Origin of the sequence: Micromonospora sp. WMMD987, from assembly GCF_029581435.1 — a bacterium.
GTDB classification, from domain to species: domain Bacteria; phylum Actinomycetota; class Actinomycetes; order Mycobacteriales; family Micromonosporaceae; genus Micromonospora; species Micromonospora rifamycinica.
Genome location: NZ_CP120861.1, coordinates 2,550,113 through 2,565,255 on the forward strand (window position 1 = coordinate 2,550,113; position 15,143 = coordinate 2,565,255).

The window sequence follows — 15,143 nt, forward strand, 5'->3', positions numbered from 1 at the left end:
GGTGCGGATCCGGGTGGCCGGCGGGGCCACCGGGACGGCGGGGTCAGGGTCGAGGGAGGTCACAGCGACCCGAGCGTACGCGACGGTTCCGCCGTATCGGATGTGCCGTCGGTCGGAGGGTGAGACGATTCATCCCGTACGGCAGGTCGACGCCCGGGTCGGTCGGGCGCTGCCCGGGACGCCGGAGGGGGAATGGTGTCGATCACGCTGCACCGGGCCGCGCTGGCGGTCGCCGTCGGTGCCCTCGTCCCCGCGCTGTGGCACGCCACCCCGACCTCGGCCGCCGCCCCGCTGGGGGCCGGCCCGCTGTCCGCCTCCCCGGCGGCTGTTCCACTGGCGGCTGCCCCGGCGGTGAACACCGTGCCGGTCGCTGTCGTGCCGGTCGCCGTCCCACCGGTGAACACCGTGCGGTTCGCCGCCGCGGTTCCCGGGCCGGGGCAACCTCCGCCGGACGACGAGGGCGGGAATCCCCAGCCGGCACCCGGCGTGGTCTTCGTCGAGGTGACCCCGGGCACCGTGGAGCCGGGTTACCTGGTCGGCATCCGGGCGAGCTGTCACGACAACTCGATCCCGGCGACCGTCGTCTCGGACGCCTTCGGCCGGGTCCAGGTGCAACCGCAGCAGGGGCTGCTCAGGGCCGCCCCGATGGTCCGGGACCGGACCCGACCGGGCAACTACCGGGTCAAGCTGGAATGCCCCGACGGGGCGACCGCCTCGACGGCGCTCCAGGTGGTCAAGAAGGTGAAGCCCAGCCCCGGCCCGCACACCGGCTTCGGCGGCACGGCCGGCGGCGGCCTGCCGGGCGGGCTGTTGGTGCCCGGCGGGCTGGCGCTGACCATCGCCGGGGCCGTCGTCGGGATCGTGGCGGCCCGCCGGCCGCGTGGCGTCGCCGGGAGCTGACCGTGCCCCCGCCGCCCGCCCCTTCGGGTTCCCGCCCCGGCCCGCTCCCGCCACCGGCTGCTCCGGGTTCCCGCATCGGCCCCCTCCCGCCGCCGGCCAGCCCGAACCCGCAGCACCACGACCCGGTCCGACAACCCGGTGGCCCGGTGCCGCCCGGTGGGGGCCCGCTCCCGCCGCCCGGCACGCCGACTCCGCAGCACCGCGTCTCCGGTCCGCCGGCCCCGTCCGGTGGGTCGGCCCGTCGCCCCTGGTCGGTGCCGCTGGCCGTGCTGCTGGTGCTGCTCGGGGTCTTCGCCACCGGCGCCGGGCTGGGCCGGACGGTCGGGCCGCTGGACCGGACCGGTGCGCCGTCGCCGCGTGCGGCGACCGGTGCCGGGCAGAGCCCCGCGCCGGCGAGCCTGCCGGCCAGCCGACCCGTCCGGCTCACCGTCCCGGCGATCAGGGTGGCCGCCCCGGTGGCACCGGTCGGTCAGGCCCGGGACGGGTCGATCGACGTCCCCCCGCTGGACCGGCACCACGAGACCGGCTGGTACGACCGTGGCCCGACCCCGGGTGAGCCGGGCCGGGCGATCATCGTCGGTCACGTCGACTCGAAGGACGGCCCGTCGGTCTTCTACGACCTGCGCCGACTCAAGATCGGCGACACGATCGAGGTGACCCGGGACGACCGCCGGGTGGTGGTCTTCCGGGTCGACTCGGTGGAGTTCTTCGACAAGTCGGCGCTGCCCGCCGACCGGGTCTACGGCGACAGCGGCGCACCCGCCCTACGGTTGATCACCTGCGGTGGCCAGTGGGTCGGCGGACGCACCGGCTACGCCGACAACGTGATCGCCTTCGCCTCGCTGGCCGACACCCGCACACCCTGACCCGCCCCGCCCCGCGGAACGACGCCGGTCCCGCGCCGGGCCGGTCCCGTCCCGTCCCGGGGAACGACGCGGGCACAGGGCCGGCGCGGTTCCGTCGTCCCGGGGAACGATGCCGGACCCGGGCCGACCACACCCGTCCCGGCGGGAGGAGACCGGCCCCGGGCCGACCACGCGGCGGCCCGCCCGGGGTGGCGTCGCTCAGCCCTTGCCGGTCACCTGCTGGACGACCTCGAACTCCAGCAGCGACGCGCCGGTGGCGACCGGCCGTTGCTGCCCGCCACCGGGGCCACCGGCGTGCGCGGCCCGGGACGGACCGGCCGCCCAGGCCTGGTAGGCATCCTCGCTCTCCCACCGGGTGTAGACGAAGTAGCGGCTCTCCCCGGCGACCGGGCGCAGCAGTTCGAAGCCGAGGAAGCCCGGGGAGTTCTCCACCGCGCCGGCCCGGGCGGCGAACCGCTTCTCCAGCTCCGCACTCGCACCGGGCGGGACATCGATCGCGTTGATCTTCACGACTGCCATCCCACCAGCCTAGCCGCGCCACCGCCCCGGGACGCCGGGCTCCCGACGCGGCTTCGCCACCACGGCCCCGGCCGCCGTCGTTCCCGCCGCGCCGACCGGGGACCGCGTGACCACGGGCGGTCGCGCGGGCGACGATGGCGGACGGGGCGGCGGCGGCCGGTGCTGAGGGGTCAGTCAGTGGGCCGGCGGGCCCAGGCCAGGAAGCGGTCGGTCACGTCGGTCCGGCGGCCGTTGTCGAGGTGGGTCAGGTGCTCGGTCGCCTCTGCCGACAGCCCGGCGAGCAGGGCGAGCAGACCGGGCCGGTCCCCGTCGTACCGGGCGAGCAGGGCGAGTTTCGCCTCGCCGCACGGCCACGGGTTCGCGTCGACCCGGCAGAGCCAGATCGGGCGTACCGGCGTGTGCCGGCCCGGCAGCGGGGCGGTCACCCGGTCACCGGTGGGTCGCCCACCGGGTCCGGCCGGCTGGCGCGGGGCGGAGTCGCCACCGTCCTGCGGCGCGGCACCGCCGGTTCCGGCCGGGCGGCGTTCCGCCCCGCCCGCCGCGCCGCCGCCCGGGGCTGCGGAGCCGTCGTCCCGGGCTGAGCAGCCGTCGTCCCGGGCTGCGCGGCTGTCCTCCCGGGCTGCGCAGCCGCCGGTCCCGGCTGCGGGGTGAGCCGGCGGGCACCCGCCGGCATCAGGTAGAGGGTCCGTCGCCGGACCGCGTCGCCAGCGGCATCAAGTTGGTACGCGTCGATCCACACCCAACCGTCGTACGTGTGCCAGTCGGTCCGCACCCGGATCACCCGGACCGTGATCGGCCGGCTGAACTGCACGCTCGCCTGTCTGGTCAGGTGCAACAGGTCCCCGGCGGCGATCGCTACCCCGGGCACTGTGGCCCCCGGTTCCGCCGGCCCGCCCAGCGGTGTGCCGGCACGGGGTCGGTGGCCCGGCCCGCCCCCCGGTACCGCGCAACCATCGGCCTGGGGACGACCGGACGCGCGGACGGTGGTGGCGGTGGCTTCGGGGTGAGTGGTCGGTTCGGTGCGGGCTTCGGCTGCTGTGCGGGCACGGCCGGATCCCTTCTGTCCGTGGGGTCTGGAGGAGGGGCCACCCAGTCCCTTCCCCCCGGGTGGCCCCTCGGCAGACGCGACCGGCGGGCATCTCACACCAGCCGGCGGCGTCGCTCTGGCAAGTACCATCACATTCGGTGTAGGACAAATTCACCGTCTGTATGCGATCATCTGGGGACGTCTAGGAAAGGTCCCTCCCATGCCGAGAAACGAAGCCTTGAGGGATGCGTTGACCTCTGCTGGGCTGACCATCAGCCAACTGGCGGAAAAGTGCGATGTCGATGCGAAGACCGTCGAACGCTGGGTCAGCCGGGGCAGGCTGCCGCATCCACGCACACGTGTGCGTGCGGCCGGTGTCCTGGGTAAGGATGTGGGCGTGCTGTGGCCTGAAGCTGTGCGTCGTGCGGTGAAGTTGGGAGCAGATCGTGAGTTGGTGGGCGTCTACGCGCGCCGTTCCGACCTGCCCCGGTCGCTGTTCCGGGAGTTGATCGGAGGAGCGCGCTCCCGCCTCTGGTTCGGCGGCTATACGAGCTATTTCGTCTGGTTGGAAGTGCCGAATGCTGCCGATATCATCGGTGCGAAGGCCCAGGCCGGCGCGGACGTCCGGTTCCTGCTGGGTGACCCGACGAGCCCGGTTACCGCTGGCCGGGACCGGATCGAGGCGACACCGCTCGACCTCGCGACACGGATCGCCATGACACGGGCCGAGATCGCCAAGTCGCCCACGCCGCTGGCCGTCCGGCTGTCCGACCGGCATGTCGGCATGTCGGTCTGGGTCTTCGACAACGACGCGATCGTCGCGACCCACATCGGTGCGGGGCTGGGACAGGACTCCGTCACGCTTCACTTTCGCCAACGGGAGAGTGGTGGGCCGTTCAGCAGGTACCTCGCGCACTTCGACGCACTGTGGGCCGACGCGGCGGCAGTGCAGCACGCCGGCACTGACGGGCAAGAGTGACGGGTTTCCTACTGGTCATCGACGAGGCGGTGCTCCGTCGGCCGGTGCGGGGGCGACCCGAGCTGATGCGCGAGCAGTGCGCGCACCTGGCCGAGTGCGCCGAACTGCCGACCGTGCAGGTGCACGTGGTCCCGGCGGACACCGGGATGTACGCCGGTCTTGGTGGGCCGTTCATCGTGGCCGACCTCGACGACGGGACGCGGGTGGCGCATGTGGACGGTCAGGTGCGGGCGCAGATCATCGACCAGCGTCAGGATATCGCTACCTTGGAACAGCGGTGGGCGCGCATAGTGGGGGAGGCCCTGCCCCGGGCGCAGTCCCTGGATCTCATTCGGAAGGTGGCGACGTCATGGACGTGACCGGTGCGCGGTGGCGCAAGAGCACCCGGAGCGGCAACAACGGCGGAGCATGTGTCGAGGTGGCGGACAACCTGCCCGGTGTCGTCCTCGTCCGCGACACGAAGGACCGCGACGGCGGGATGCTGACCTTCGCGCCGGCCGCGTGGCGCGGCTTCGTCGAGTTCGCCAAGGCGTCCGGGCACCGATAACCGCCCTCACCGGGGGCCGGCTCCCGCTAGCCAGCCTCGCCGGGGCCTCCCGTCCCCGCTGGTGGGAGATCGGTGTCGACCACGATCGGGGCGTGGTCGGAGGGCCCCTTGCCCTTGCGGGCCTCCCGGTCGACGTACGCGGAGCGGACCGTCGCGGCCAGCGGCGCGGAGGCGTACACCAGGTCGATCCGCATGCCCTTGTTCTGGTGGAACATGCCGGCCCGGTAGTCCCAGTAGGTGTACGGGTGCGGCCCCTTCATCGGGGTGGGCACCACGTCGCTGAGACCGAGGTCGCGCAGGGCGGCCAGGGCGGTCCGCTCGGCGGGGGTGACGTGGGTGGAGGCGGCGAAGAGCGCCGGATCCCAGACGTCGGCGTCGGTCGGGGCGACGTTGAAGTCCCCGCAGACGGCGACCGGCCCGCCGGCGGCCACCTCGGGCGCCAACGCGTCCCGTAGCGCGGCGAACCAGGCCAGCTTGTACGCGTAGTGCGGGTCGTCGACGGCCCGGCCGTTCGGGACGTACACCGACCAGACCCGGACCCCGGCGCAGGTGGCGGAGACGGCGCGGGCCTCGGGCTGCGGAAAGCCGGGTTCGTCGGGGAAGCCGGCGGTGACGTCGGTCAGGCCGACGCGGGACAGGATCGCCACCCCGTTCCACCGGCCGTCGCCGTGGCTGGCCACCTGGTAGCCCAGCGCACCGACCTCGGCGACGGGGAAGGCCCCGTCCGGGCACTTGGTCTCCTGGAGGCAGAGCACGTCGGGGGCGGTGCCGGCGAGCCAGTCCAGCAGCCGGGGCAGCCGGGCCTTCACCGAGTTCACGTTCCAGGTCGCCAGGCGCATGTGCCCAGCCTGCCGCATCACCGCCGGCCGTGCCGGGTCGGCCCGCCGGGCGGCCACCGGGACGGGTGGCCATGGGGGCGGACGGCCACCGGGACGGGTGGCGGCGTCCCCGGTCGGGGTCGCCGCCGTCGGCGTACGGGCGGTCAGGGGTTGGGGGTGTCTCCGGGCCGGGTCTGCTCGGCGAGGTAACGCTCCAACTCGGCCCCCAGTTCGTCGGCGGTGGGCAGGGGGCCGGTCTCGGCGGCGAGCAGGTTCTTCTCGCCCCGACCCCGGGCGAACGCGTCGTACTGTTCCTCCAGGGCCTTGACCAGCGCGACGGCCTCGTCGGTCTGGGCGACCTGCCGGTCGATCTCCACCCGGACCACCTCGGCGGCGGAGCGGAGGCTGTCGTTGGGCAGCAGCAGCCCGGTGCTGCGCGACACCGAGGCGAGCAGCACCTCGGCGGCGGCCGGGTACTCGGTCTGGGCGACGTAGTGCGGCACGTGGGCGGCGAAGCCGAGGGCGTCCCGGCCGAGTTGGCCGAGCCGGTACTCCAGCAGGTGCCCGACGCTGCCGGGGACCTGCACCCGCTGCAACCACGGTTCGTAACCGGCGATCAGCTCCCGCCGGGTGGCGTGCGCGGTGACCCCGGTGGGTCGGGTGTGCGGGACGGCCATCGGTATCGAGTTGAGCCCCACGGTGAGCCGGACGTCGAGCCGGGCGGCCACCGCGCCGACCGCCGCCACGAAACGCTCCCACTGCAGGTCGGGCTCCGGGCCGGTGAGCAGGAGGAACGGCGTCTCGTCGTCGTCGTTGATCAGGTGCAGCGCCAGTTCGGGGGCGTCGTACTCCTCCCAGTGGTCCTCGACGAAGGTCATCACCGGTCGCCGGGACCGGTAGTCGAAGAGCTGGTCGACGTCGAAGGTGGCGATGGTGCGGGCGTCCAGCGAGGTGAGGAGCTGCTCGCGGGCGAGTCGACTGGCGTTGCCGGCGTCGACGAAGCCGGTGAGCGCCTGGATCAGTACCGGCTGGCCGAGGTCGGGCAGATCGTCGGTGAGCTGGTAGAGCTCGTGTGGGTCGAGCACCGGTCGGACCTCCTGAGGAAACGCGCGTACGGGTGGCTCGCACGGACCGCACCCGGTTCGGGGAACGTACCCGGCGCTGCTGTCCATTCCATCACTGGGCGCAACGTGACCGATCCGGCTATCAAACCCGGAGGAAGCCGCCAATTCGTCGAGCGGGTCGGGGCTGCTGGTCCGGACGGTTCCGTCCTGTCAGCCAAAAGGCGGACATGGTGGATCATGGTGGCGGCCGGGGCGGTCTGTCCCTTTGGCGAACCGGGACGGCGGTCCGCCGGAGGTCTGACCGCAATGCCCGGTACGGGAGGTCTGTCGGCCCGGTCACCCGTCCAGGGTCCGCGTCCCGGGGGACACCCGGCGATTGTGGCGAGGCCCACTCCGTGCCGGTGGGTCACCGGGAAAGAGCCCGCCTAGCCTCGGCGGATGCGTGACGACGACACCATCGACGACCAGAGCGCGCCCTCGGGCATGACTGGCCGTTCGGACGACACCCCCTCGTCCGTTCAGGTCGGCGTTCTCCGTGAACCCCGTTCTTCCCGTACCCGCCGTGGCGGGCTCCGTAACCTCCTGCACCGGCGTCCGGCCGGCACCCGGGTGGCCATCGCCACCGGCGTGCTGTGCTGCCTGGGCGCGGTCGCCGCCACCGGCGTGGCGGCCCTGCCGGACGAGCGGGCCGACGACCGGTCCGGCACCGAGGCCGCGCTCGCCGAGCGCGGCCGGCAGGCCGCCTCCCGTGGCGAGGTGCGCACCCCCGCCGCCACCGTGCCCGACACCCCCGCCGCCACCCCGAGCACCGCCACTCCGACCACCGTCGCCCCGACCCCCGCCGCGACCAGGACCACCCGGCCCCGACCGAAGCCGAAGCCGAGGCCGACGCCGAAGCGGATCGTCCCGGTGGCCGGTCTCGACCGGGCCCAGATGGACAACGCCCAGAAGATCGTCAAGGCCGGTCGGGCGATGGGCGTGCCCCGCCGGGCGCTGGTCATCGCGGTGGCCACCGCGATGCAGGAGAGCAACCTCTACAACTACGCCAGCGGCGTGCTGCCCGAGTCGCAGAACTACCCGCACCAGGCGATCGGGTGGGACCACGACTCGGTCGGCCTGTTCCAGCAGCGGCCCAGCAGCGGCTGGGGCGAGGTCGGCCAGTTGATGGACCCGGCGTTCGCCACCCGGGCGTTCCTCACCGCGCTGCTGGAGATCCCCGGCTGGGAGGATCTGCCGCTGACCGTCGCGGCCCAGGCCGTGCAGATCTCCGCCTACCCGGACCTCTACGCGCAGCACGAGTGGCGGGCGACCGAGGTGGTTGCCGCCATCCTGGTCTGACCCGTCCCGGTCCTGGCGGAACCGCCCGGAACCGGCCCGCCCGTGCTCGACCGGGCGGGCCGGTCCGGTTTCCCGTGCCCGACCGGCGCGTGCCCGACCCGCCCGGGCCTCGCCGGTTCGCGCCCGACCCGCCCGGGCCTCGCCGGTTCGCGCCGGGCCCGCCCGGACGTTACCCTCACCGGACACAGTGGACGGTTCACGATTGCTCGGATCGGGTACACATGACCCAGGACATCCGATCGGAGGACGACATGTCAGCACTGATGCAGCGGATCAGCGCCTTCCTGCGCTCGCCCAAGGGGCAGCAACTGGTCGACCGGGGCCGACGCGAGCTGGCCAAGCCGGAGAACCAGGCCCGGCTCAAGCAGGCGGCCAGCAAGCTGTCGGGCCGTCGCCGCTGACCGTCCCTGACCGAACACACTCCCGGGAGCCTCTGTGACCGATGCCGTGCCCGTCGACGACGAACCGACCGCCCCTCTGCCGCCCGTCGCGGCGGACCGTCCGGCCGTCGGAGTGACGCCGGCCGCCCCGGCGTCGACAGCCACGGTCCCGCCGGTGCCGGCCCCGACAGCGTCGGTCCCGCCGGTGCCGGTCCCGGCGGTGCCGGGTGCGCCGGCCGGCGATCCGACCGACGCCCCCGAAGCGCCGCCCGCCCGGCTCTGGGACCGGATGCGGGAGGATCCGCAGTACGCCCCGGAGCACCTGGCCCTGGAGGCGGTCCGCCGGCTCGGCCCGGAGGCGGCCCGGTGGATCGCCAGGGCGCGGGCGGAACGCCCTGACGCCACCGCCGACCAGCTGGCCGACCAGGCGATCCGCCGCTTCGTCAACCGCGCCCGGCTCTCCGGCGCGGTCTCCGGCGCCGCCGGGCTGCCGGGGGCGGTCATCGACGTCGGTGTGCTGGCCTGGACCCAGGCCCGGCTGGTGCTGCACGTCGCCGCCGCGTACGGGGCGGACCCGGAGCACCCGGACCGCGCCACCGATCTGCTCGTCCTGCAGAAGGTGCACAAGGCGGCCGAGACGGCCCGGCTGGCCCTGGGCGTCGCCGCCGGTCGGGAGCGGGCCGGCGCGCTGTTCGGTCACGCGGCCCAGAACCCGCTCGGTCGGGTGATGCTGCAACTGGGTGTCCGGCTGGCCCGGATGGCCGGGGTGCGGGCGGCGAAGCGGGTCTTCGCCAAGGTCGTGCCGGGGGCCGCCATCATCCTCGGCACCTGGGCCAACTCATCGGCCACGAAGGATCTCGCCGAGCGCTCGCAGGCGCTCTACCGGGAACACCGCAGCGGGGTGCCCCAACCCCGCCGCCCCTGATCCGACCCGCCCCGGGCCGCCGGGCCGGCGACGTCAGAGTCGCCAACCGGCGGCCGGGAAGGTCGCGTCGGCGAGCCGGTTCTGCCCGGCCACGTTGGGGTGGAACCAGTCCAGCGCGTTGACCTCGTCCAGGCTGAACCGTACCCGGTGCACCGCCCCGCCGTCGTAGCGGCATCGCGACCCGTACGCCCGGCAGGCCGCCTTGAGCTGGCTGTTGTAGTCGTCGATCCGTTCGGCGAAGCGGGACCGTCGGCTGCGGTCGGCGGCGGCGTCCGAGGTGGGGTTCGCCAGCAGGGCCGGGCAGATGCCGGTCTTCCAGATCCGCACCGCCCGGGAGTCGGTGTGCCCGATCTCCCAGAGCCGGTTGAGGTCGGGCACGCTGGCCACCAGCACCCGCGCCCTGGGGCGGCCCTCCCGGAGCACCTGGAGGGCCTGGTCCACCTGGTCGCGGAAGGTGGCCGGGGTGGTCATCCGGTCGATGTCGTCCCGGCAGGCGTCGTTCGCGCCGATCAGCACCGTGACGTAGTCGGCCTTGTCCCGGACGGCGGCGGCGGCCTGCCCGGCCAGCGCCTCGGCGCGGGCACCCGGCACGGCGTGGTTGCGGGCCCGGTTGCGGATCGGCGCGTCGGCGTCGAGCAGCCGCCGGTAGTGGCTGTCCACCCGGATGCCGTCCCCGGTGGACCAGGAGTTGCGTTGGCACGAGGTGAGCACGAGGCAGGAACCGAAGCCGGTGGTGATCGAGTCGCCGAGGGCGGCCATGGTGGTGGGCAGGCCGGTCGGGGTCGACCCGCTCCTGGTGGGCCGGGGGGAGGCGTCCCCGCCCTCCTCGCAGCCGAGGGCGACGAGCGCCAGCAGGCAGGCCACGGCGGCGACCCAGCGTCGAGGCATGCGTCTTCCCCCGGTCCGGCAGCGCAGAGCGACAGCGCGGTCACTCTACGGCCCGGGTGGGGCGGGACGGTCCGCTCGTGTCGGGTTCCGGGCAGAGTAAACATGTAGAAACATGAATCTGATACCGGTATGGGGTCGGCGCGGCAATCCGCGCGTCGTGGCCGGTTAGCGGGGTCCGTCCGGGGGTAGCCCGGGACGATGACGAGATCGCAGCCCCGGCGTGCCCGTGGCACGGTCGGCCACGCCTACAGCGCGTTGAACCTCCGGCTGGTGCTGGCCCTGTTCGGCCTGGTCACCATGGGCGTGTTCGCCGCCCTGGCGTTCCGGGCCGGCCTGGCCTGGCTGGGCGTGCTCTGCGTACTGTTCGTCGTCGTGGCGGTGGTCGACCTGATCGTCATCCAGCGCCGTCGCGCCGCCCGTCGCCGCGAGCAGCCGGGCGCGCGACACTCACTCTTCGAGTGACAGGAGTACGAGATGCCCATAGCCACCACCAACCCCGCCACCGGTCAGGTGCTCAAGTCGTACGACCCGATGTCGGCCGAGCAGATCGACGCCGCCATCGAGCGGGCCGACCTGGCGTTCCGGGACCTGCACCGGAGCACGATCGACCAGCGGGCGCAGTGGATGAACACCGTCGCCGACCTGCTCGACGCCGAACGTGACGAAACCGCCCGGCTGATGACCACCGAGATGGGCAAGACGTACGCCGCGGCGAAGGCCGAGGTCACCAAGTGCGCGACGGCCTGCCGGTTCTACGCCGCCCACGCGGAGCGGATGCTCGCCGACGAGCCCGCCGACGCCGCCGCGGTCAAGGCGAAGCGGGCGTACGTCCGCTACCAGCCGATCGGGGCGGTGCTCGCGGTGATGCCGTGGAACTTCCCGCTCTGGCAGGTGATGCGGTTCGCCGCGCCGGCCCTGATGGCCGGGAACACCGGCCTGCTCAAGCACGCCTCCAACGTGCCGCAGACGGCGCTCTACCTGGAGGACGTGTTCCGCCGGGGCGGCTTCCCCGAGGGCGCTTTCACCACCCTGCTGGTCGGCTCCGACGCGGTCGACCGGATCCTCAGCGACCCCCGGGTCCGGGCCGCCACGCTGACCGGCAGCGAGGGCGCGGGCCGCTCGATCGCCCAGATCGCCGGCCGGGAACTCAAGAAGACGGTGCTGGAACTCGGCGGCAGCGACCCGTTCGTGGTGATGCCCTCGGCCGACCTGGACCGGGCCGCCGAGGTGGCCACCACCGCCCGCTGCCAGAACAACGGCCAGTCCTGCATCGCCGCCAAGCGGTTCATCGTGCACACCGACGTCTTCGACGCGTTCGCCGGGAAGTTCGCCGCGAACATGGCCGCGTTGCGGGTCGGTGACCCGATGGACGCCGACACCGACGTCGGCCCGCTGGCCAGCGAGAGCGGCCGGGACGAGATCGACGCCCAGGTGCGCGACGCGGTGGCGCACGGCGCGACGGTGCTCTGCGGTGGCGAGAAGCCGACCGGCGACGGCTGGTTCTACCCGCCGACCGTGGTGACCGACCTGAACCCGCAGATGCGGATGTGGGCCGAGGAGGTCTTCGGGCCGGTCGCCGGGCTCTACCGGGTGTCGTCGTACGACGAGGCGATCGAGGTGGCCAACGGCACCCCCTTCGGGCTGGGCGCGAACGCCTGGACCACCGACCCGGCCGAGCAGGAGCGGTTCGCCGTCGACCTGGAGGCCGGCAACGTCTTCGTCAACGGCATGACCACCTCGTACCCCGAACTGCCCTTCGGCGGGGTGAAGAACTCCGGCTACGGCCGGGAGCTGTCGGCGCTGGGGATGCGGGAGTTCTGCAACACCAAGACCGTCTGGGTCGGGGAGGGGGCGGCCTCCGCCGGGGCCGGCGCGCACGCCGAGTGACCGGGTGCCGCCCGCCCGCCCGTGCCGGGTAGCGGGCGCGGCAGAGCTTTAACCGGACACCGTCATGGGTACGGAAGGACGCCATGACGGTGTTCGGCTTCCACGCCTCCCACGAGCAGATCCATCCGAGCCGCCTGCTGGAGGCGGTGGTGCACGCCGAACGCGCCGGCTTCGACGCCGCGATGTCGTCGGACCACTTCTCGCCGTGGAGCACCCGGCAGGGCCAGTCCGGGTTCGCCTGGTCCTGGCTGGGGGCCGCGCTCCAGGCCACCGGGCTGCCGTTCGGCGTGGTCAACGCCCCCGGCCAGCGCTACCACCCGGCGATCATCGCGCAGGCCATCGGCACCCTGGGCGCGATGTACCCGGGGCGGTTCTGGGCGGCGCTGGGCACCGGTGAGGCGAGCAACGAGCACATCACCGGCGACGGCTGGCCGCGCAAGGACGTGCGGACCGCCCGGCTGCGGGAGTGCGTGGAGGTGATCCGGGCGCTGCTGGCCGGTGAGGAGGTCAGCCACGACGGCCTGGTCCGGGTGGACCGGGCGAAGCTGTGGACCCGGCCGGAGGAACCGCCGGCGCTGATCGGGGCGGCGGTCAGCGTGGCCACCGCCCGCTGGTGCGCCGAGTGGGCGGACGGCCTGATCACCGTGAACGCGCCGACCGCGCACCTGCGCGAGATGATCGACGCCTACCGGGACGCGGGCGGTCGCGGGCCGCTGCACCTGCAGGTGCACGTGAGCTGGGCGCCCGAGCAGGCCGAGGCGGAGTCGATCGCGTACGAGCAGTGGCGCAGCAACATCTTCCCGCCGCCGGTCTGCTGGGACCTGGACACCGCCGAGCACTTCGACGTGGTCAGCGAGCGGGTACCGATGGAGCAGGTCGCCGAGGTGGTGAACGTGTCGGCGGACCTGGGCCGGCACGTCGGCTGGCTGGAGGAGTACCTGTCGCTGGGCTTCGACCAGATCGCCCTGCACCACGTCGGGCAGGAGCAGCGCGCGTTCATCGACACGTTCGGTGCGGAGGTGCTGCCGAAACTGCGCGCCGCCGGCTGATCACCGCGCGCCGGTACCCCTAGGCTGCTATCTCATGGAAGCTCTGTTCGAGGTCGTGGTCTTCCTGGCGATCGCGACCTTCGGCGCAGCCTTGGCCCGCCGGCTGGGGCTGCTCGCGCCGATCCTGCTGGTGGTGCTCGGTCTCGGGCTCTCCTACCTGCCGGGCTTCCCCCACGTCCGGCTCGATCCCGACCTGGTGCTGGTGGGCATCCTGCCGCCGCTGCTCTACGTGGCGGCGCTGGGCACCTCGGTACCGGCCTTCCGGCTCAACCTGCGGCCGATCCTGCTGCTCGCGGTCGGACTGGTGATCTTCACCGCGTTCGTGGTGGGCACGGTGGTGCACCTGTTCCTGCCCGACCTGCCGTACGCGATCTGCGTGGCGCTGGGCGCGGTGGTGGCCCCGCCGGACGCGGTCGCGGCCACCGCGGTGGCCCGGCGGGTGGGCCTGCCCCGGCGGCTGGTGACCATCCTGGAGGGGGAGAGTCTGGTCAACGACGCCACCGCGCTGGTGCTGCTGCGGGTGGCGATCGTCGCGGCCACCGCCAGCGCCGGCTCGGTCAGCTTCGGGTACGTCGCGCAGGAGGTGGTGGTCGCCACCGGTGGCGGGGTGCTGGTCGGGCTGCTGGGCGTGGTGGTCTTCGGGTACCTGCACAAGCGCACCACCGACCCGCTGCTGGACAACGCGTTGTCGCTGATCGTGCCGTTCGCGGTGGTCTTCGCGGCCGAGGAGATCCACGCCTCCGGGGTGGTGGCGGTGGTGGTCACCGGGCTGGGGATCGGCCACAAGATGCCGCTGCTGCTGTCGGCCGCGTCCCGGTTGCAGACCGGCGCGTTCTGGCGACTGGTCCAGTTCCTGCTGGAGGGGCTGGTCTTCCTGCTGGTGGGCCTGCAACTGCCCGAGGTGTTGCAGGATCTCGACGAGCCGACCGGCCGGCTGGTGGGGATCACCGCGGCGGTGCTGGCGGCGGTCTTCCTGACCCGGTTCGTCTGGGTCTTCCCGGCCACCTACCTGGCCCGCCTGGTGCCCCGGGTGCGGCAGCGGGATCCGGCCCCGCCGGTGCAGTTCCCCATCGTCATCGGCTGGGCCGGGATGCGCGGGGTGGTGACCCTGGCCGCCGCGCTGGGCCTGCCGTTGACCCTGGCCGGCGAACAGCCCTACCAGCGGGCGCTGTTCATCTGGCTGGCCTTCGCAGTGATCATGGCGACCCTGCTCGGGCAGGGGGCGACCCTGCCGTGGGTGGCCCGCCGGTTGAGACTGCCCCCGGACGACCCGGTGGCCGACGCGCTCTCCGCCGCGACGGTGCAGCAGCAGGCGGGCCGGGCGGCCCGGGAACGGCTGGACGAGTTGGCCGGGGGCGCTCCCGAGGCCGTGGTGGAGCGGCTGCGCGGGCTGGTGCAGAGTCGTACCAACCTGGCCTGGGAACGGCTCGGCGGCACCGACCGGGAAACCCCGTCCCAGGCGTACGGTCGGTTGCGGCAGGAGATGATCGACGCCGAGCGGGAGGTCTTCCGGACCGCCCGCGACGAGGGACGGATTCCCGAGGAGGTGCTGGTGCGGGCCTACCGTGACCTGGACCTGGAGGAATCGTTGTTGCGACGGGAGAGCGACTGATGAGCTGTGCGCACCTGACCGGGGCGGGGACCGCCGAGCCGACCGTCACCGACGGCTGCCCGGAGTGCATCGCCGTCGGCAACGCCGACTGGGTGCACCTGCGGTCCTGTCTGGAGTGTGGTCGGACGGGATGCTGCGACTCGTCGCCGTACCAGCACGCGACGAAGCACTTCGAGTCGAGCGGGCACCCGGTGATGCGCTCGATCGAGCCGGGGGAGTCCTGGCGCTGGTGCTTCGTCGACGAGGAGATCGGCTGACGGGCGGCGCGGTGCCCGCTCCGGGGTGTCGACCGGGGTGGCTGACCGGTCCCCGGCGGTCGTGACCGTGCGGCCGGTTCCGGCGGT

Annotated in this window: 18 protein-coding genes and 1 pseudogene; 13 read left to right on the forward strand and 6 right to left on the reverse strand. The window is 73.6% G+C overall.

Annotation, left to right across the window (positions count from 1 at the left end; genetic code table 11):
* The first annotated feature begins 192 nt into the window (after positions 1–192).
* Together O7612_RS10935 and O7612_RS10940 are read left to right on the forward strand one after the other, a co-directional pair.
* Positions 193–900 (forward strand): hypothetical protein, encoded by a 708-nt coding sequence (locus O7612_RS10935; protein ID WP_282272774.1) that lies wholly within the window; start codon positions 193–195, stop codon positions 898–900.
* A gap of 254 nt (positions 901–1,154) precedes the next feature.
* Positions 1,155–1,766 carry a class F sortase gene (locus O7612_RS10940; RefSeq protein WP_282272775.1) on the forward strand — a complete coding sequence of 204 codons (612 nt, stop codon included), beginning with the start codon at positions 1,155–1,157 and terminating at the stop codon, positions 1,764–1,766.
* A 198-nt stretch (positions 1,767–1,964) separates the two neighbouring features.
* On the opposite strand, the gene O7612_RS10945 is transcribed toward O7612_RS10940, so the two are convergent.
* The 3 genes and pseudogenes from O7612_RS10945 to O7612_RS10955 all read right to left on the reverse strand — a co-directional run.
* On the reverse strand, positions 1,965–2,285 hold the full coding sequence (locus O7612_RS10945) for an antibiotic biosynthesis monooxygenase (RefSeq protein WP_282272776.1): 321 nt from the start codon (positions 2,283–2,285) through the stop codon (positions 1,965–1,967).
* Positions 2,286–2,455: 170 nt separating this feature from the next.
* Positions 2,456–2,710: a hypothetical protein gene (locus tag O7612_RS10950; RefSeq protein ID WP_282272777.1), complete on the reverse strand. Its 255-nt coding sequence runs from the start codon at positions 2,708–2,710 to the stop codon at positions 2,456–2,458.
* Positions 2,711–2,958: 248 nt separating this feature from the next.
* Positions 2,959–3,138 (reverse strand): annotated as a pseudogene (locus O7612_RS10955) (hypothetical protein); the annotation flags it as partial.
* Between the two features lie 394 nt (positions 3,139–3,532).
* Between O7612_RS10955 and O7612_RS10960 the strand changes: the two are divergent.
* The 3 genes from O7612_RS10960 to O7612_RS10970 are packed head-to-tail and all read left to right on the forward strand — an operon-like array spanning position 3,533 to position 4,838.
* Positions 3,533–4,291: a helix-turn-helix transcriptional regulator gene (locus O7612_RS10960; RefSeq protein ID WP_282272778.1), complete on the forward strand. Its 759-nt coding sequence runs from the start codon at positions 3,533–3,535 to the stop codon at positions 4,289–4,291.
* Entirely contained in the window at positions 4,288–4,650 is a 363-nt protein-coding gene (locus O7612_RS10965) for a DUF5753 domain-containing protein (RefSeq protein WP_282272779.1), read from the forward strand. The genes O7612_RS10960 and O7612_RS10965 overlap by 4 nt, the downstream gene beginning before the upstream one ends.
* The gene (locus tag O7612_RS10970; RefSeq protein ID WP_282272780.1) at positions 4,641–4,838 is read left to right on the forward strand and encodes a DUF397 domain-containing protein; all 198 of its coding nucleotides are present in this window, start codon (positions 4,641–4,643) and stop codon (positions 4,836–4,838) included. Before O7612_RS10965 ends, O7612_RS10970 begins: the two co-directional genes overlap by 10 nt.
* 26 nt (positions 4,839–4,864) lie before the next feature.
* On the opposite strand, the gene O7612_RS10975 is transcribed toward O7612_RS10970, so the two are convergent.
* Complete coding sequence (locus O7612_RS10975) at positions 4,865–5,677, reverse strand: exodeoxyribonuclease III (RefSeq protein ID WP_282272781.1); 813 nt, start codon at positions 5,675–5,677, stop codon at positions 4,865–4,867.
* 143 nt (positions 5,678–5,820) lie between these two features.
* A complete protein-coding gene (locus O7612_RS10980) occupies positions 5,821–6,741 on the reverse strand; it encodes a PAC2 family protein (protein ID WP_282272782.1) in 921 nt (306 codons plus the stop codon).
* 417 nt (positions 6,742–7,158) lie between these two features.
* Here O7612_RS10980 and O7612_RS10985 point away from each other — a divergent pair, with 417 nt between their 5' ends.
* The 3 genes from O7612_RS10985 (at position 7,159) to O7612_RS10995 (ending at position 9,363) form a co-directional block, all read left to right on the forward strand.
* A complete protein-coding gene (locus tag O7612_RS10985; RefSeq protein WP_282272783.1) occupies positions 7,159–8,058 on the forward strand; it encodes a peptidase M23 in 900 nt (299 codons plus the stop codon).
* A 251-nt stretch (positions 8,059–8,309) separates the two neighbouring features.
* Positions 8,310–8,459, forward strand: coding sequence for a hypothetical protein (locus tag O7612_RS10990; RefSeq protein WP_172898379.1), 150 nt, complete (start codon positions 8,310–8,312; stop codon positions 8,457–8,459).
* Positions 8,460–8,643: 184 nt separating this feature from the next.
* On the forward strand, positions 8,644–9,363 hold the full coding sequence (locus O7612_RS10995; RefSeq protein ID WP_282273879.1) for an EcsC family protein: 720 nt from the start codon (positions 8,644–8,646) through the stop codon (positions 9,361–9,363).
* 33 nt (positions 9,364–9,396) lie between these two features.
* Here the strand turns inward: O7612_RS10995 and O7612_RS11000 are convergent, their stop codons facing one another.
* The gene (locus O7612_RS11000; protein WP_282272784.1) at positions 9,397–10,251 is read right to left on the reverse strand and encodes a GDSL-type esterase/lipase family protein; all 855 of its coding nucleotides are present in this window, start codon (positions 10,249–10,251) and stop codon (positions 9,397–9,399) included.
* 198 nt (positions 10,252–10,449) lie between these two features.
* Between O7612_RS11000 and O7612_RS11005 the strand changes: the two genes are divergently transcribed.
* The 5 genes from O7612_RS11005 to O7612_RS11025 all read left to right on the forward strand — a co-directional run bounded on the left by O7612_RS11005 (position 10,450) and on the right by O7612_RS11025 (position 15,056).
* Complete coding sequence (locus tag O7612_RS11005; protein ID WP_282272785.1) at positions 10,450–10,713, forward strand: DUF6343 family protein; 264 nt, start codon at positions 10,450–10,452, stop codon at positions 10,711–10,713.
* A gap of 12 nt (positions 10,714–10,725) precedes the next feature.
* A complete protein-coding gene (locus tag O7612_RS11010; RefSeq protein ID WP_282272786.1) occupies positions 10,726–12,138 on the forward strand; it encodes an NADP-dependent succinic semialdehyde dehydrogenase in 1,413 nt (470 codons plus the stop codon).
* Between the two features lie 83 nt (positions 12,139–12,221).
* Positions 12,222–13,187: a TIGR03885 family FMN-dependent LLM class oxidoreductase gene (locus tag O7612_RS11015; RefSeq protein ID WP_282272787.1), complete on the forward strand. Its 966-nt coding sequence runs from the start codon at positions 12,222–12,224 to the stop codon at positions 13,185–13,187.
* Positions 13,188–13,221: 34 nt separating this feature from the next.
* The gene (locus O7612_RS11020) at positions 13,222–14,799 is read left to right on the forward strand and encodes a Na+/H+ antiporter (protein WP_282272788.1); all 1,578 of its coding nucleotides are present in this window, start codon (positions 13,222–13,224) and stop codon (positions 14,797–14,799) included.
* Positions 14,799–15,056: a UBP-type zinc finger domain-containing protein gene (locus tag O7612_RS11025; RefSeq protein ID WP_282272789.1), complete on the forward strand. Its 258-nt coding sequence runs from the start codon at positions 14,799–14,801 to the stop codon at positions 15,054–15,056. Before O7612_RS11020 ends, O7612_RS11025 begins: the two co-directional genes overlap by 1 nt.
* The last annotated feature ends 87 nt before the right edge of the window (positions 15,057–15,143 follow it).

What these genes read in the sequence shown, in the direction of transcription:
- O7612_RS10935 (WP_282272774.1), top strand. Translation starts at nt 193, where the DNA reads ATGGTGTCGATCACGCTGCACCGGGCCGCGCTGGCGGTCGCCGTCGGT.
- O7612_RS10945 (WP_282272776.1), bottom strand. Translation starts at nt 2,285, where the DNA reads ATGGCAGTCGTGAAGATCAACGCGATCGATGTCCCGCCCGGTGCGAGT.
- O7612_RS10960 (WP_282272778.1), top strand. Translation starts at nt 3,533, where the DNA reads ATGCCGAGAAACGAAGCCTTGAGGGATGCGTTGACCTCTGCTGGGCTG.
- O7612_RS10970 (WP_282272780.1), top strand. Translation starts at nt 4,641, where the DNA reads ATGGACGTGACCGGTGCGCGGTGGCGCAAGAGCACCCGGAGCGGCAAC.
- O7612_RS10975 (WP_282272781.1), bottom strand. Translation starts at nt 5,677, where the DNA reads ATGCGCCTGGCGACCTGGAACGTGAACTCGGTGAAGGCCCGGCTGCCC.
- O7612_RS10985 (WP_282272783.1), top strand. Translation starts at nt 7,159, where the DNA reads ATGCGTGACGACGACACCATCGACGACCAGAGCGCGCCCTCGGGCATG.
- O7612_RS10990 (WP_172898379.1), top strand. Translation starts at nt 8,310, where the DNA reads ATGTCAGCACTGATGCAGCGGATCAGCGCCTTCCTGCGCTCGCCCAAG.
- O7612_RS11000 (WP_282272784.1), bottom strand. Translation starts at nt 10,251, where the DNA reads ATGCCTCGACGCTGGGTCGCCGCCGTGGCCTGCCTGCTGGCGCTCGTC.
- O7612_RS11005 (WP_282272785.1), top strand. Translation starts at nt 10,450, where the DNA reads ATGACGAGATCGCAGCCCCGGCGTGCCCGTGGCACGGTCGGCCACGCC.
- O7612_RS11010 (WP_282272786.1), top strand. Translation starts at nt 10,726, where the DNA reads ATGCCCATAGCCACCACCAACCCCGCCACCGGTCAGGTGCTCAAGTCG.
- O7612_RS11015 (WP_282272787.1), top strand. Translation starts at nt 12,222, where the DNA reads ATGACGGTGTTCGGCTTCCACGCCTCCCACGAGCAGATCCATCCGAGC.
- O7612_RS11020 (WP_282272788.1), top strand. Translation starts at nt 13,222, where the DNA reads ATGGAAGCTCTGTTCGAGGTCGTGGTCTTCCTGGCGATCGCGACCTTC.
- O7612_RS11025 (WP_282272789.1), top strand. Translation starts at nt 14,799, where the DNA reads ATGAGCTGTGCGCACCTGACCGGGGCGGGGACCGCCGAGCCGACCGTC.